This is a genomic window from Methylobacterium sp. CM6246, assembly GCF_054818005.1.
The window spans coordinates 5,500,357-5,515,745 of the sequence record NZ_JBTXKY010000001.1; the positions used below are offsets into that span (position 1 = coordinate 5,500,357).

At 70.1% G+C, this 15,389-nt stretch carries 14 protein-coding genes and 1 pseudogene; 6 read left to right on the plus strand and 9 right to left on the minus strand.

All coding sequences use genetic code 11. The features are described 5' to 3' along the window. Window positions 1-413: 413 nt before the first annotated feature. Window positions 414-1,262 carry a hypothetical protein gene (locus tag ACYQPG_RS26585; RefSeq protein WP_419830649.1) on the plus strand — a complete coding sequence of 283 codons (849 nt, stop codon included), beginning with the start codon at window positions 414-416 and terminating at the stop codon, window positions 1,260-1,262. 147 nt (window positions 1,263-1,409) lie between these two features. On the opposite strand, the gene ACYQPG_RS26590 is transcribed toward ACYQPG_RS26585, so the two are convergent. The 3 genes and pseudogenes from ACYQPG_RS26590 to ACYQPG_RS26600 form a co-directional block, all read right to left on the minus strand. Then, the gene (locus ACYQPG_RS26590) at window positions 1,410-3,194 is read right to left on the minus strand and encodes a DEAD/DEAH box helicase (protein WP_147957844.1); all 1,785 of its coding nucleotides are present in this window, start codon (window positions 3,192-3,194) and stop codon (window positions 1,410-1,412) included. A gap of 149 nt (window positions 3,195-3,343) precedes the next feature. Then, a complete protein-coding gene (locus ACYQPG_RS26595) occupies window positions 3,344-3,730 on the minus strand; it encodes a type II toxin-antitoxin system VapC family toxin (RefSeq protein WP_461232073.1) in 387 nt (128 codons plus the stop codon). Next, window positions 3,727-3,984: pseudogene (locus tag ACYQPG_RS26600) on the minus strand (type II toxin-antitoxin system Phd/YefM family antitoxin). Before ACYQPG_RS26600 ends, ACYQPG_RS26595 begins: the two are co-directional and overlap by 4 nt. Before the next feature lie 113 nt (window positions 3,985-4,097). On the opposite strand from ACYQPG_RS26600, the gene ACYQPG_RS26605 reads away from it, so the two are divergent. Next, a complete protein-coding gene (locus ACYQPG_RS26605; RefSeq protein ID WP_419831090.1) occupies window positions 4,098-5,189 on the plus strand; it encodes a calcium:cation antiporter in 1,092 nt (363 codons plus the stop codon). Here the strand turns inward: ACYQPG_RS26605 and ACYQPG_RS26610 are convergent, their stop codons facing one another. Further along, window positions 5,190-5,927: an FAD-binding oxidoreductase gene (locus ACYQPG_RS26610; RefSeq protein ID WP_461232074.1), complete on the minus strand. Its 738-nt coding sequence runs from the start codon at window positions 5,925-5,927 to the stop codon at window positions 5,190-5,192. Beyond that, complete coding sequence (locus tag ACYQPG_RS26615) at window positions 5,902-6,507, minus strand: sulfite oxidase-like oxidoreductase (RefSeq protein ID WP_419830652.1); 606 nt, start codon at window positions 6,505-6,507, stop codon at window positions 5,902-5,904. The genes ACYQPG_RS26610 and ACYQPG_RS26615 overlap by 26 nt, the downstream gene beginning before the upstream one ends. 163 nt (window positions 6,508-6,670) lie before the next feature. On the opposite strand from ACYQPG_RS26615, the gene ACYQPG_RS26620 reads away from it, so the two are divergent. Then, on the plus strand, window positions 6,671-6,976 hold the full coding sequence (locus ACYQPG_RS26620; RefSeq protein WP_147896884.1) for a hypothetical protein: 306 nt from the start codon (window positions 6,671-6,673) through the stop codon (window positions 6,974-6,976). Here ACYQPG_RS26620 and ACYQPG_RS26625 read toward each other — a convergent pair. From ACYQPG_RS26625 to ACYQPG_RS26635, 3 genes are all read right to left on the minus strand, one after another. After that, complete coding sequence (locus tag ACYQPG_RS26625; protein ID WP_461232075.1) at window positions 6,946-7,911, minus strand: DMT family transporter; 966 nt, start codon at window positions 7,909-7,911, stop codon at window positions 6,946-6,948. The two genes, ACYQPG_RS26620 and ACYQPG_RS26625, sit on opposite strands and share 31 nt — an antisense overlap. Continuing rightward, a complete protein-coding gene (infA, locus tag ACYQPG_RS26630; RefSeq protein WP_007561169.1) occupies window positions 7,911-8,186 on the minus strand; it encodes a translation initiation factor IF-1 in 276 nt (91 codons plus the stop codon). The genes ACYQPG_RS26625 and infA overlap by 1 nt, the downstream gene beginning before the upstream one ends. Before the next feature lie 312 nt (window positions 8,187-8,498). After that, entirely contained in the window at window positions 8,499-9,641 is a 1,143-nt protein-coding gene (locus tag ACYQPG_RS26635) for a branched-chain amino acid ABC transporter substrate-binding protein (RefSeq protein ID WP_419830654.1), read from the minus strand. Window positions 9,642-9,932: 291 nt separating this feature from the next. Between ACYQPG_RS26635 and ACYQPG_RS26640 the strand changes: the two genes are divergently transcribed. From ACYQPG_RS26640 to ACYQPG_RS26650, 3 genes are all read left to right on the plus strand, one after another. Then, window positions 9,933-11,138 (plus strand): amino acid aminotransferase, encoded by a 1,206-nt coding sequence (locus ACYQPG_RS26640; protein WP_419830655.1) that lies wholly within the window; start codon window positions 9,933-9,935, stop codon window positions 11,136-11,138. A 4-nt stretch (window positions 11,139-11,142) separates the two neighbouring features. Beyond that, window positions 11,143-12,180 (plus strand): hydroxyacid dehydrogenase, encoded by a 1,038-nt coding sequence (locus tag ACYQPG_RS26645; protein ID WP_419830656.1) that lies wholly within the window; start codon window positions 11,143-11,145, stop codon window positions 12,178-12,180. A 317-nt stretch (window positions 12,181-12,497) separates the two neighbouring features. Then, the gene (locus ACYQPG_RS26650) at window positions 12,498-14,579 is read left to right on the plus strand and encodes a TonB-dependent siderophore receptor (protein ID WP_419830657.1); all 2,082 of its coding nucleotides are present in this window, start codon (window positions 12,498-12,500) and stop codon (window positions 14,577-14,579) included. Between the two features lie 12 nt (window positions 14,580-14,591). Here ACYQPG_RS26650 and ACYQPG_RS26655 read toward each other — a convergent pair whose 3' ends face one another. Beyond that, window positions 14,592-15,389, minus strand: coding sequence for a hydroxypyruvate isomerase family protein (locus tag ACYQPG_RS26655; protein ID WP_147908730.1), 798 nt, complete (start codon window positions 15,387-15,389; stop codon window positions 14,592-14,594).

Sequence of the window (15,389 nt, forward strand, 5' to 3'; positions counted from 1 at the left end):
GGAACCGGTACGATGCGCTAGCTTTTTGATTCGCATCGTCTTTTCCCCTGACGTCAGCGGCCGCCTTCGGGAGCCGCGCTCGCGCTGACCCGGCGGCGAAGCCTCTGCCGCCCGGACCCGCGGGTCACATCGGACGATGACGGACCGGCCCCGCGGATGGGTGGCGCATCGCCGCCGTCGAAGCCGAACCGGGGCAATGGAAGCGACTACGGATTCTTAAGCGGCTTCAGCTTATTTTGTGGATAGCCGAGCCTCGATTGGCCGGGCACCCAATACGGCGCGACATCTTTGCGCCGTATTGCGGTTTCTCTATCGACGGCAGAGTCGACCCATCTCCAAATTGATGGAGAACGGCGGCCGGTCGTGGGGGGCCCGGTCGCGCGCGTCGTGCACCGTGTCAGAGACCCCGGACCATGATGGACCTCGCCCTGGACCCGTCCGACACCCGGCCGCATCGGTCGCCGGCGCTCCGTCCCGGACGCAAGCCCAGCCTGCGACTGGTCCTAGCCGGGCTGGTCGGCGTGAGCGCGCTGGCGGGCTTCGGGGTCGCCGCCTCGACCCTGATGGCAGGGCTCGCAGCCCCGACACCCGTTAAGCTGGGACCGCCGAGCCGGGCTGCGGACTGGCCCGAATTGAAGGACGGTCTTCCGGCCGTGGCCGGAATGGCTTCCACCGCTCCCAACGCCCCGAAGCCGGCTGAGCCCGAGAAGCCGGCTCTGCGCATGGCCGTCCTGCCGGAGGCCTTGGCGCCCGCGCCGGTCGTCGCGAGCCCGCCCATGTCCGTGCCGGCCAGAAGCACACCGAGCGCCCCACCGCCCGTGAAGAGCGTCGCCGCGCCTGAGGCGCCGACCAAGCGGATCCCGACGCCGACGCCGGTCGCGCCGATCACCGCCGCCCGGCAGGTCGTGCCTCTACCGCCGACCCGCACCGCCGCGCTGCAGCAGCCGCGGGCGTCCGAGACCGTCCGGGCCCGCGATGCGGTCGTACCCGCCGCGACGCCCGCGCCGAAGCCGGTTGCGGCGACGCCAATTCCGGCCTCACCCGAGAAGCCTGCCCGCAAGGCGGTGGCCGTGAGCAAGCCACCCGTGGCGAAGAAGACCGCCGATGCGATCAAGCCCGGCGCCGCGACCGTCGCGCAGGCCGAGCCGGCCGACGAGGAGACCGAGGTGCTCGGCATCAAGCTTCCGTCCCTGGCGCCTGCCGGCCGGAAGCTGAAGGAGAGCGTCGACGCACTCGGCGATGCGATGAAGAAGGTGTTCTAGCGCCTCAAGCCCGGTACCGGACCGGATCGATACGCCCGCCCCGCGATCCGCATCGTCTTTGCGGATCGCGGGGCGGGTGGCGTTCGGGGCGGCGCTCCAAGGCCGTCCGGGGGCGCAGCGTCGCCCCCGTTCAGGATTTCGACAGGATCAGCTCCGGCCGGTGTTCCGGCCCGGCTTGTGATCGGGCCGGGGACCGGACCGCTCGGCCTGGCGCTGGTGCTTGCCGGCGCGCGGGCTGGCAAACCCCTTCGGGCCACTCGGGCTGGTCTTGCGCTCGGCCGGGCCGGCATCCCCAGCCAAGGCCTCGACCTGAATCTCCGGCGAGCCGTTGCGGGCGAACGCCTCCGCGAAGCGCGCGGCGGCGTTGCCGCGGATCTCGAACTTGGTCTCCCGGTCGAAGATCCGGATCGCGCCGATCTCCTGGCGGCCAATACCGCCGCGGCGGGTCAGCATCGGAAGCAGCCTGCGCGGGTCGGCGTTGTCGCGCCGGCCGAGATTGAGCCGGAACCACACCGCCGGACCCAGGGCGGCGATCTGCTCGGGGTTCATCGGGTCGTAGGGCGGGCGCTCGCTGACGCCGCGCGGCGCACGGCCCTCGCCGGGATCGCTGACCTCTTCGGGCGCCGGCAGGCGGGTGCGGTAGACCCGCGCCAGCAGGGCGGCGAGTTCCTCCGGCGTCTTGCCGGCGAGCAGGGCGCCGGCGAGCGCGACATCCTCCTCGGCCGGCGGCTCGGAGAAGAGCGGGTCGGACAGCATGCGCTCGCCGTCGAGCTTGCGAATGTCGTCGGCCGAGGGCGGCCCCGACCATTCCGGGCTGACCTTGGCGGTGGCGAACATCTGCTCGGCGCGGCGGCGGCGGGAGTTCGGGATCAGCAGCACCGAGGTGCCCTTGCGCCCGGCCCGGCCGGTGCGCCCGCTGCGGTGCTGCAGCACCTCGGCGTCGTGCGGCAGGTCGGCGTGGATCACGAGGCTCAGCGACGGCAGATCGATACCGCGGGCCGCCACGTCGGTGGCGACGCAGACCCGGGCGCGGCCGTCGCGCAGGGCCTGGAGGGCGGCGTTGCGCTCGCCCTGGCCGAGTTCGCCCGAGAGCGCGACCACCGAGAAGCCGCGCTCGGTGAGGCTCGCCTGGAGATGGCGCACCGCGTTGCGGGTGTTGCAGAACACGATCGCGGTCGGCGCGTCCGCCTCGCGCAGGAGGTTGAGCACCACGTGCTCGGTCTCGCGCGGCATGATCCGCACCGCCCGGTAGGCGATGTCGGCGTGGCCCTTGCTCTCGCCCTTGATCGCCAGCCGCAGGGCATTGCGCTGGTAGCGCTCGGCCAGGGCCTCGATCGCTTTCGGCAGGGTCGCGGAGAACAGGTAGGTCGCGCGCTCCGGCGGGGTGGCCGAGAGGATGAACTCGATATCCTCGCGGAAGCCGAGGTCGAGCATCTCGTCGGCCTCGTCGAGCACGACGGCGCGCAGGTTGGTCGGGTCGAGGTTGCGGCGCTCGAGGTGGTCGCGCAGCCGGCCCGGGGTGCCGACCACGATATGGGTGCCGTCGGCCATCATCCGGGCCTCACGGCGGGGATCCATGCCGCCGACGCAGGCGGTGACGCGACCGCCGGCCGGGGCGTAGAGCCAAAGCAGCTCGCGCTGGACCTGGAGCGCCAATTCGCGCGTCGGGGCGATCACCAGGGCGAGCGGCGCGCCCGCGGGCGGCAGCATCTCGGACGCGCCGGCCTCCTCATCCGCCCCTCGGCCGAAGAGCATGTCGGCCATGGCGAGACCGTAGGCCACGGTCTTGCCGGAGCCGGTCTGGGCGGAGACGAGGAGGTCGCGGGCGCCGGCCGCCGCTTCCAGCACCGCGGCCTGGACCGGGGTGGGATCGGCGTAGCCGCGCTCGGACAGGGCCCGCGCGAGGGGGGCGGGCAGGGTCGGGAAGGGCAAGTTTCGGAAACTCTCAACGGCCGCGCCGCGCCCGGCAGCGCGCCATCGCGCGGCGGAGGAATCAGGCACCGGACTTTATTCGGGTCCCGACAAGGTAGCGCCTACGGGGCCCGATGACCACTCCCACCACGGCATGGGCCGGTTGCGCGTCAGCAGACCGGTGCGGTGATGTCGGTCCGGCTGAAATCCGCACCGACATACAGCGGTGGGCAGCCGTGTTCCTTGGCGACATCGTAGGTGAAGTAATCTCCGAAGTTCAGACCGGGCGGATGCAGGCCCTTGCCCCAGCGCCGATAGCATGCCGCGACGCGTCCGGCCGAGGCTGCGGTGACCGACACAATCTCGATGGCGAGCCCGTGGATCAGGCGGCCCATCTCGTCGCCGATGTTCCGGCGCTCCGACACGATCAACGCTTCGGCGACCGTCGCCGCCGACATCACGAGCCTGTTCTCGCGCTCGATGAGGGCGATGCAACGCTCCGCCTCCGGCTCGTTCTGGAGGATCGCCATGAGCGCGGAGGTGTCATTCGCGATCATCCGGGCAGGCCGTCCGGGTCGTAGAGGAAATCCTGGCTGCGGGCGGCGCGCGGGCCAGGGGTGAGCTATGCGGAAGCGGCGACCTGAATCGCCTCGATGAGCGCCCGGCGCACCGTCCGATCTGGCTTCGGCTCCACGGCCACCATGCGGACGACCGGCCGGCCATGGCGAGTCAGGATCACCGCGTCGCCGGTCTCCGCGCGCCGGACGAGTTCCGTGAGCTGCGCGTTGGCATCTGTCACGGACATGCGCATCGCGTTCCCCTATCTCGACGCCACCGCTGGTCACGTCACAGGAATCGCCTATGAGGTAGTCTAACACCTTGCGCGACACCACCAAAACGATCCGGCCGGGGACCACCAAGATCATGACGGGAGCCCTGCGGCTGGCTGTGGCGTGGGCGACGGTTCTCGCCTTCGCGTGGTTCGGGAAGGCCTGGCTCGGGGACCTGTCGCAGCCCTGGTTCGCGGGCGGCCTGTTCGCCTGGCTGCTCGCGGTCATCGTCTGGGCGGCCTTTGGGGTGGTGCACGAGGCCGAGGAGCTGGCGCATCGCCTCGGCGAGCCGCTCGGCACCCTGGTGCTGACGCTGTCGATCGTGATCATCGAGGTGGCGCTGATCTCCGCCGTGATGCTCTCGGCCAAGGATGCGCCGACGCTCGGCCGCGACACGATGTTCGCCGTGCTGATGATCGTCCTGAACGGCGTGGTCGGCCTCGGGCTGCTGATGGGCGGCCTGCGCCACCACCAGCAGAGCTACAACCTGCAGGGGGCCTCGGCCTTCCTGTCGGTGATCATCCCGCTGACGACTGTCGCGCTGATCATCCCGAACTTCACCAGCTCGACCGCCGACGGCACCCTGACCACCCTGCAGGCCGTGACCTTCTCGGTGTTCACGCTGGCGCTCTACGGGGTGTTCCTGCTGATCCAGACCAGCCGGCACAGCGATTTCTTCCAGGATGCGGAAGAGGAGGCGGACAGCGGGTCCACCTCGGGCTCGACCTCGCGCGGCGCGATCGCGAAGCACGTCGTCCTGCTGCTCGCCAACGTCGTTCCGATCGTGCTGCTGGCCAAAAGTCTCGCGGTGATCCTCGACCACGGCATCGCGGCGCTCGGTGCGCCCTCCGCGCTCGGCGGCGTGCTGATCGCCGCCATCGTGTTCACCCCGGAGGCGATCTCGGCGCTGAAGGCCATCGCCCGCAACGAGTTGCAGCGAGCGATCAACCTGTGCCTGGGCGCGGCGACCTCGACGGTCGGCCTCACGGTGCCGGCGATCCTGACGATCGGCCTGCTGACTGGCCAGACCGTGGTGCTCGGCCTCAAGCCGACCGAGATGACGCTGCTGGCGGTCACGCTGATCCTGAGCACGCAGACTTTCTCGGGCCTGCGAACGACGGTCCTGGAGGGCGCCGTGCACCTCGTTGTGTTCTTCGTCTACCTCGTCCTGATCTTCAGCCCCTGATCAGCTCCCGAACCGCTCGGTCCGGATCACGCCCGCAGGGACGCCCGCCGCCAGGATCAAGTCGGAGGCCGCGCCGACGAATCGGTTCGAACCGCAGAGGAAGACCTTTTCGGGTCGTCCGAGCCGCGTCAGGGCGCCGGCCACGAGGGCGGCGTCGATCCGCCGGCCACCGGCATCCCGGGTGGTGGTGATGTGCAGGGAGAATCCGGTTCCGTCGCCGGCAAGGCGCTCCAGCTCGGGCAGCGCGATCGCCCCCGCGCGGGTGTGGGCAGAGTAGATCAGGGCCGCCGGGATCTGCGGAGCGACCAGCGCACGCCGGCGCAGCATCGCCAGCAGTGGCACCACGCCGGATCCGCCGGCCCCCAGCAGCAGCGGGCCGCCGTCCGGACCGTCCCAGGAGAACGAGCCGCCGATCGGCCCGCGCAACTCGACCCGGTCGCCGACTTCGGCGGCCTCCGAGAACCAGCCCGAGACCTCGCCGTCAGGCAGCGCCTCGACCATCAGCTCGAGGGTGCCGCTGCCGTCGGGCGCCGAGGCGATCGAGTAGCTGCGCTGGGCCTGGTAGCCGTCCTCGGCGGTCAGGCGGACATCGACGTGCTGGCCGGCCCGGTAGGCCTGAGCGATGTCACAGCGCAGCCGAAAGCTCTTCACCTGCGGGGTGACGGGCGCGATCGCGGTGATCTCGGCCTGGTGCCAGCGGAAGACGATCGGCTTAGTCACCGGTGTAGCGCTGCTCACGCCAGGGATCCCCGTACATGTGATAGCCGCGCAGCTCCCAGAAGCCGGCGGTGTCGGTCTGGGTGAAGCGAAGGCCCTTCACCCACTTGGCGCTCTTCCAGAAATAGAGGTGCGGCACGAGCAGCCGCGCCGGGCCGCCGTGATCTGGGTGGATCGGCTGGCCGGCATAGCGCGTCGCCACCATGGCGCGGCCGTTCACGAGGTCGGCCACCGGCACGTTGGTGGTATAGTCGTCGTAGGATTCGGCCAGGAGATACCCGGTCGGCGCCGCGATGCCGGCATCGGCCAGCAGGTCGTCGAAGCTCACGCCCTCCCAGGCGGTGTCGAACTTCGACCACTTGGTGACGCAGTGAATGTCCCCCTGCCAGGTGGTACGGGGCAGAGCCTCGAAGTCCTCCCAGCTCCACGTCTTGATCGGCCGCGAGCCCTCGCGCAGCGTGAACCGCCAGGTGGCCGGATCCACGGTCGGGTTGGGGCCGATCTGCAGGATCGGGAAATCCTCGGTGAGATATTGGCCGGGCGGGATGCGCGCGCCCGTCTCGGGCGGCTGCCTGCGCCCGACGAAGCCCCGTGTCACCATGCCGGCCTCCGCTCGCGGTTGTTGTTTTGATGCGTCCGATCCGGGTTTGGTGCGTCGGAACACCCCACGTCAAGTCGTGATGTGCGGCCGAACAAACGCCCCAAAGCTGAAGTGTGGTAGTCAGCCTACGCCTGACCGAATCGCACCCATCAGGGGGAATGTCATGAAGTACCTTCTCGCGACGAGCCTCATCGTCGGGAGCCTCGCCACCCTCTCGCCGGCCGCCCAGGCCCGTGACGGGATCGGCGCCGGCGGCGCGGCGGCCCTCGGCGTGCTCGGCGGCCTCGCAGTCGGCGGCGCCATCGCGTCGTCGGCCAACAATGGCTACTATCCGGGCCGGCCGGTCTACCGCGCCCCGCCGCCTGTCTACGTGGAAGAGGATTACGGTCCGGTCTGCCACTTCGAGCGCCGCCGCACGATCGACCCCTACGGCGACGTCTACATCCGGCGCGTCCGCGTCTGCGAATAGGCGGCTTCGGGGATCGCCCCTGCGGCCGGCGCCGGCTTCAGGCGCTCGGCACAGGCGATCCCCCCGAGCACCAGGGCCAGGGCGACGGCTTGAGTCGCCCCGAACGGCTCGCCGACCAGCAGGACGGCGAGACCCGCGCCGAAGATCGGCACGAGGTTGACGAACAGGCCGGCCCGGTTCGGGCCGATCAGTTCGACCCCGCGCATAAAGAACAGCTGCGCCATCAGCGATGGGCCCAGGCCAACGAAGGCGACCATCGCCCAGCCCGCCAGCCCGGGCCAGACCGCGTGCCCCGTAGCCCACTCGACGGCGAGGGGCGGCAGCGAGGTCACGAAGGCGGCGATCGCCATGGCGGCGAAGAACGCCAGCGCCGTAACCTTCGGACGCGTCGGCAGGAAGATCGTGTAGCCCGCGTAGAGCAGGCAGGCGCCGAACACGAGGACATCGCCCCGGTTGAAATCGAGGCGCGTCAGGACCGACCAGTCACCTTGGGTCGCGGCGATGCCGGCGCCGATCAGCGTCAGGACCACGCCGATCATCTGGCCGGCGGTGACCGGCACCCGGTAGGCCACGCGGTTGAGCAGGATCACCAGGACCGGGATCGCCCCCTGGAACAGCGCCAGGTTGACCGCGCCGGTATGGACGCCGGCAGTGTAGAACAGGCAATTGAAGGCTGTGTAGCCGAGGCCGCCCATCAGCAGGATGCGCAGCCAGTGGGGCCGCAGGAGCGGCCATTCCGCGACGAGCCTGCGGGCCGCGAACGGCGCGAGCGCCGTGCAGGCCACCGCCCAGCGCAGCGTCGTGATCACCTGAGGCGAGACGTGGCCGGGGGCCCAGCGGCTGCTGACCGCATTCCCGGCCCAGAGCAGCGCCGTGAGCGTGAGGAGCAGATAGGCCGGCGCGACCGAGGAACCCCGGGTCGCGCGCTCAGCCATCAGCGGCGGCGGAACTGACCGCCCCGCACCTGCGGACGCGGACCCGCGGAGCGCTCGTCCTTATGACGAAACACGAGGCGGCCCTTCTCGAGATCGTAGGGCGACATCTCGACCGTGACCCGATCACCCGCCAGCGTCTTGATGCGGTTCTTCTTCATCTTGCCGGCCGTGTAGGCGACGATCTCGTGGCCCTGGTCGAGCTGTACGCGGTAGCGCGCGTCCGGCAAGATCTCGATCACGAGACCGTCGAACTGCATCAATTCTTCTTTCGCCATGCACCTTCTCCAGTCGGACCGTCCGGCAGCAGGCGTTCCGGCAAAACTTCTACGGCTGTCATCAAGCTCGGGAAACGCCACAGGGCGCGGATCCGATCCGACGGACGGTCCGCGCCTGCTCAGCGACGCTGCCCGCATTTAGTCGTCGTACGATCCCGCGGCAAGTCACGCCGTGCGCTTCGGACTGGATATCGAGCCCCGGATGATGCGCGCAAACGCTGATTTGGCCTCATCTTTTCGAAAAAACCGGAGGGCATCTCCGGAATGCCGCGTCCGGCACGTCCCCGGATCGCGCTCCCGAGTGGCCCGCCCTCACGGACCGGAGACGTCGTTGCCGGCGTAGTCCAGGCGCCCGTCCGGTGTCCGCCGCCAGACCCGCAGGGTGACCGGTCCGGTGATCCGGTCGCCGCGTTCGTCGAAGCCGACCGGCCCGAGGATCGTGCGCGCCGGCTGGGTGCCGTGCAGGGCCTCGGCGACCTTGCGGCCGTCCGGAACGCGTCCGGCCTTCGGGTCCGCCGCACGGGCGCGCTCCAAGCCTTGCGCCAGCACCTCCACCGCCGCGTAGCCCGACGCCGCGACGCTCTCGGCCTCGGGGCTGCGCGCCGGCGCCTTGCTGCCCTTCGGCTCGGGCAGGCGCGGGGAATCGGGCGGCAGGGTCATCACGGTCCCCTCCCCGGCCGCACCGGCGACAGCCGCGAACGCGGGATCGAGGATGCCGTCGCCCGCGACCAGCGAAGCACCGATGGACGCCTCGCGCAGGGCGCGAACCAGGGTGGCGGCCTCCGGGGCGAGCCCCCCGAAATACACCGCCTCGACCCGGGCCGCCTTCAGCCGTCCGACCAGATCGGAGAGGTCGCGGGTGCCGCGGGGAAAGCCGTCGAACAGCACCTCCGGGGTGCCGGCCTCCTTCAGGCGCGCCGCCACCGCCTCGGCGAGGCCGCGCCCGTAGGTCGAGCGATCGTTGACGATGGCGACCCGCCGGCCGGCGAACGCCTTGACGAGATAGCTCCCCGCGGCTCGGCCCTGCTGCGCGTCGCTCGGGCCGAGCCGGAACAGGTTCCACAACCCGCGGCCGGTCAGGGGCGTATAGGTGGCGCCGGGCGCGACCATCACGGCGCCGGCCTCCTCGTAGACCGGGGCCGCCGCCGCGACCGCCCCGGATTCGAGTGGCCCGACGACGAAGCGCACGCCGTCGGCAGCGAATTTCTTCGCGGCGGCGAGGGCTTGCCTGGGATCGCCGGTATCGTCGGCCGGCACCAGGGCGAATTTCGGCCGGCCGCCGCCGGCGCGGTTCAGGTCGGCGACGGCCTGCTCGGCGCCCTGCCGCAGCCCCTGGCCGAAGGCGGCATCCGGCCCGGTGAGCGGCGCCGACAGGCCGATCCGCACCGGGGCCTGAGCGGCGGCCGGTGCCGCGGCCAGGAGAACGGCGACGATCGGGGCGAGGATCTGCTTCATCGCCACACGTTATGGGCAGTCGCGCCGGGCGGGAAGCGTGCATCGCAGGGCCCGTGCACCGGTCCGACAAGCTGGCCACGGGCTTTCGCGGACAGAGGAGGCGAACCCAAACGCGTTCGCGGCCTGCGGTTTCAAAATCCATTCATCCTTGAGCGGATCGGGATGCAGCTGCGCGCGGAAGCGCTGGCGGGCAGGCGCGATGTGGGAAATAAGGGCGTCGGCCGACCCGCGACTTCGGACAGATCCGCCCGCTCGCGCCGCATCGAAGACCCTCTGGGACGATTGACGATCATGACCTCGCTGTTCGCCGGCATCCAGGACGCGCCGCTCGACCCGATCATGCGCCTGTTCGAGGCTTTCAACGCCGACACGAGCACGAAAAAGCTCAACCTTGTGGTCGGGGTCTACACGGATGCCGAGGGCAAGGTGCCGCGCCTGCGCGCCGTGCAGACCGCCGAGAAGCGCTGGATCGAGAAGGGTCTGCCGAAGACCTACCGGCCGATCGAGGGGACCAAGCCGTTCCGCGACGCGGTCCAGGCCCTGCTGTTCGGTGCGGGCGCCCCGATCCTGACGCAGAACCGCACCGCGACGCTCCAGAGCATCGGCGGCACCGGCGCCCTCAAGACCGGCGCCGACGTGCTCGCGGTGCTCAATCCCGGCGCCACCGTGGCGGTGAGCAACCCGAGCTGGGAAAACCACAAGGCGCTGTTCACGCAGGCCGGCTTCACCGTCGTCGACTACCCGTATTTCTCGGCCGAGACCGGCGGCGTCTACTACCCGGCGATGCGCGCCTACCTCGAGACGCTGCCCAAGGGCTCGATCGTGGTGCTGCACGCCTGCTGCCACAACCCGACCGGCGCCGACCTGACACCCGACGAGTGGCGCGACCTCGCACCCTTGCTCGCGGAGCGCGGCCTGATCCCGTTCCTCGACATCGCTTACCAGGGCTTCGGCGACGGCCTCGATGCGGACGCCGCACCGGTGCGCCTGTTCGCCGAGTCGGGCCAGGAGTTCTTCGTCGCCTCGTCGTTCTCGAAGTCGTTCTCGCTCTACGGCGAGCGCGTCGGCGCGCTGACGATCGTCGCCGAAACCCCGGCTTTGAAGACCAAGGTCGAGTCCCTGGCCAAGCGGCTTGTGCGGGCGAGCTACTCGAACCCGGTGACCCACGGCGCGGCCATCGTCGAGATGGTGCTGACCGATCCGGAGCTGCGCGCCGACTGGGAGCGGGAGCTGGCCGAGATGCGTGAGCGGATCCGTTCCATGCGGGTGCGCATGGCCGACAGCCTGCAGCAGCGCCACCCCGAGCGTGGTTTCGACGCGATCAAGACGCAGAAGGGCATGTTCTCCTACACCGGGCTGAGCCCCGAGGAGGCGACCCGCCTGCGCACCGAGCACGAGGTCTATGCCCTGGAGACGGGCCGGATCTGCGTGGCGGCGGTCAACACCCACAACATCGACCACGTGGTCGATGCGATCGACGCCGTTGTGAAGGGCTGACCCGATGGCGGCCCTCAAGCGCGTCTGCCGGTTCAATCTCTGGATCAACCCGGTCTTCGATGCGCGGCTGAGGGCCGAGCCCGATATCGACCTCCAGGTCGGCGACCTGCAGGGCCCGGCGGAAACGCTCGAGGCCCTGCTGGCGCAGGCGCATGTCTTCCACGTCTCCCCGGCACGGGACGAGCTGCCCCGCCGCTGGCACGTCACCGACGGCCTTCTGGCCGGCTGCCCGAACCTGCTGGCGGTGTCGTCCGGCGGGGCGGGCTTCGACACGGTGGACGCGGCCGCCTGTACCCGGGCGGGCGTCGCCGTGGTCAACCAGGTCGGCGGCAATGCCCGCTCGGTGGCGGAACTTGCCATCGGCCTGATGCTCGCCGTCTCGCGCAAGATCTGCGTCTCGGACCGGCTGCTGCGGACGGAACGGGGCTTCTCGCGGGAATCGCTGATGGGCCGTGAGATCGGCGGCGCGACCCTCGGGCTCGTCGGCATCGGCCATACCGGCCGGGAGGTCGCAAAGCTCGCCCGCGGGTTCGACATGCGGGTCCTGGCCTACGACCCGCTGCTCGCGGCCGACGAGATCCGAGCGCGCGGCGCAGAGCCGGTGGATCGCGCGCGGCTGCTCGCCGAGTCCGACATCGTGTCCCTGCATTGCCCGCTCGACGACACGACCCGGGACAGCTTCGACGCCACGACCTTCGCGGCCATGAAGTCCGGCGCGCTGTTCATCACCACGGCCCGGGGCGGCGTTCACGACGAGGCGGCTTTGGCCGATGCCCTCACGGCCGGCCATCTCGCGGGGGCCGGCCTCGACGTGTGGGCACCGGAGCCCCCGCCCCGTGATTCCGGCCTGCTGCAGCTCGACACCGTGGTGGCGACCTACCACACCGCCGGCGTCACCCACGAGGCGCGCCGGAACGTGGCCTCGTGGGGCGCCGAGCAGATCATCGGCCTTCTGCGCGGTGAGACCCCGCCCCGCCTGGTGAACCCGGAAGTCTGGCCGGCCGTGCTGGAGCGCCGGGCGCGGCTGTTCGGGGCTGCGTAGCCAGACCACGGTGTCGAAGACACGCGCGAACCGCCCGCCCGCGATGTTGCGCGACAGCAACGCGCCGGCCCTGCCTGCGGGCAGTTTTGAGCGCTCGTAAGATATCCCACGGCTAGTTCAAAGTCATTCCAAGTTTTGCGCCGGGCACAGGCCCGCGATCAAGCTTGACCGTTTTGGTTCACAGAAACCATACCGGCAGCCTGAACGCAGCTTGGCTTGAGAACGTGGTGAAAAACTTCAAACAATCCGGACCGATTACTTCTTGTTGGGGCGCAAAGTTCGCTGCGTCGGCGCTCATCATCGGCTGCTCTGCTGTGATGAGCTCGGATCGGGCTCAGGCAGAACCTGCATTCGAGGCGAATCACGAGGTCCAACTCGAAGAACTCTCGGTCACCGGTCAGGGCGGTCCGTCCCGGGCCCCGGAGGGCTACGCCCCCGCGACCACGATCAGCGCCACCCGCACCGATACGCCCCTGCGCGACGTCCCGCAGACGGTCGTGCCGGTAACCCGGCAGGTGCTGGAGGACGCGGCCGCTACGCGGATCGACACCGCCCTCGACCTGGCCGGCGTCGGCCGCGCCAACAGTTTCGGCGGCCTCGGCCTGACCGAAGTCACGATCCGCGGCTTCTCCGTGTTCGACTATTATCGCAACGGATTCCCGATCAGTCGGGGCTACCCGAACGCGCCGGACATCGTCGCGATCGAGCGGATCGAAGTGCTCAAGGGTCCGTCGGCCTTCCTGTACGGACGCGGCGATCCCGGCGGCACCTTCAACATCGTCACCAAGCAGCCCTTGGCCGAGCGATCGCTGGCGATCGGCACGCAGTACGGCAGCTACGGCGCCAAGCGCAGCACCTTCGACGCCACCGGGGCGCTCGACGAAAACGGCCAGGTGCTCGCCCGCATCACCGGCGCGGTGGAGGACAACGGCAGTTTTCGCGATTTCGTGAGCGGCGACCGCTACCACGTCGCCCCCGTCCTTGCCTGGAAGCCCAGCGCGGACACGACGATCACCCTGGAAGGCGCCTTCGTCAGCACCGGCACGACCTTCGATCGCGGCATCGTCCCCCTCCAGGGCCGACTGCGCAACGTCCCGCGCTCCCGCTTCCTCGGCGAGCCCGGCCTGCCGCAGAGCGTGGTCCAGGACGCCTTGGGCCAGCTGCGGATCGAGCACCGGTTCGACCAGGACTGGGTGCTCACGGCCGGCGCGCAGGTGCTCGGCGGGTCCCTGAAGAGCTGGGGCGTCGGCGCGGCCGCCAACGGCTTCCTGCCGGACGGCCGCAACCTGCGCCGGAACCTGGAACGGCGCGACCTGACGTGGTCCGACACCGATGTGCAGGTCAACTTGGCCGGCAAGTTCGACACCGGCTTCCTGCACCACACGCTGCTGCTCGGCCTCGAATACGACCGCTACCGCTACCGGGAGATCTTCGACCGCTCGAACGCCGCAACCTATCCGTTCCTGCTCGACCTGCTGGCGCCGCGCTATGGCCAGGCGCTGCCGCGCAGCCTGCCCACCATCACCAACTTCCTGCAGCACACGGAGAGCTACGCGGGCTACGTCCAGGACCAGATCGACGTCACCCCTCAGCTGCACGCCCTGGTGGGGGTCCGGGTCGAGGATGTCGGACAGGACTCGACGTCCTATCTGAATAACCGCACGACGAACCTGCGCGGCACGGAGGCGCTGCCGCGCTTCGGCTTGGTCTACGATCTGTCCGACGCGGTCGCGGTCTACGGAAACTACGCGCGCTCGTTCAAGCCCAGCACCGGCTTCGACCGGCGCGGCCAGCCCCTCGCCTTCGAGGGCGGCGAGGGCTACGAGGCCGGCGTGAAGGTCGGCCTGCTCGAAGGGCGGCTCAACGCCACCGCGGCCGTGTTCGACATCCTTCGCACCAACGTCCCGACCACGGACCCGGTCGATTCCGCTTTCAACGTCGCCGCCGGCGTGGTGCAGAGCCGCGGCTTCGATCTCACCCTGGCAGGCGAGCTGGCGCCGGGCCTGCGCGTGATCGGCACCTACACCTATGTCGATGCGGCGGTGGCGCGGGACAACACGATCCCGGTCGGGACCCGACTGGCCAACATTCCTGCCAACAGCTTTGCCATGCAGGCGGTCTACGAGGTCCAGGGCGGCGCCCTGAAGGGGCTCGGCTTCGGGGGCGGGCTCAACGTGGTCGGCCAGCGCGTCGCCGGGACGGCCGTGTCGACGTTCACGATGCCCGCCTACACGGTGGTGAACTTGATATCGTATTATCAGATCACGCCGGATGTCCGGGTCTACCTCAACGTCGACAACCTGTTCGACGCGATCTACTACGACAGCGCCTTCCAGAACCGCTACGCCACCCCGGGCCAGCCGCGCACCATCATGGGCGGCGTCGCAGCGCGGTTCTGACGGCCACCGGCCCTACGCCGAGGCTGCGCGCATCCAGCCGAGGCCCGCCTCTGTGCCCGCGGCCGGGTGATATTCGCAGCCGATGAAGCCGGCATAGCCAACGGCTTCCAGCGCTTCGAGGATCGGGTCGAACGCGATGGTACCGGTGCCGGGCTCGTGCCGGCCGGGATTGTCGGCGATCTGGACATGGGCGATCAGCGGTGCGTGTGCCCGGATCAGCGCCGCCGGGTCATGGCCGAGGCAGACGCAGTGATAGGCGTCGAACAGCAGCTTGACGTTGTCCCGGCCCACGGCACGGATCGCATCCACGGCCTTGAGCGGGTCGTCGATCACGTAATCGGCGATGGAGCCCGGGCCGATCGGCTCGACGATCACCGTCATGCCGCGGGCCTTGGCGGCGTCGGCCGCGAAGGCGAGGTTGTCGAGATAGGTGTCCCACAGCCGCGCGGGCTCAGCGCCGGCCGGCCGGACGCCCGCCATCGGGTGGACCATCCGGCAGCCGAGCTGCGCGACATAGTCCAGGGTCGGCTCGATGGTGGAGCGGAAATACGCGACCTTGTCCGGCAGGGCCGCGAAGCCCTTCTCCCCCTTGGAGGCGTCGCCGGCCGGAAAGCCGGTCTGAACCAGCGGCACGCCGGCCCGATCGAGCCAGGCCGCAACGTCCCGGGCCGGGGTCGCGAACAGGTTGGGGTGCTCCACCGCCCGGAACCCGGCTCGGGCCGCGGCGGCGAACCGCTCCGCCAGCGGCCGCTCCGTGAACAGGAACCCGCAATGGCCACTGAGGCGGTCGGAAAAGGTACCGAGCTTCAT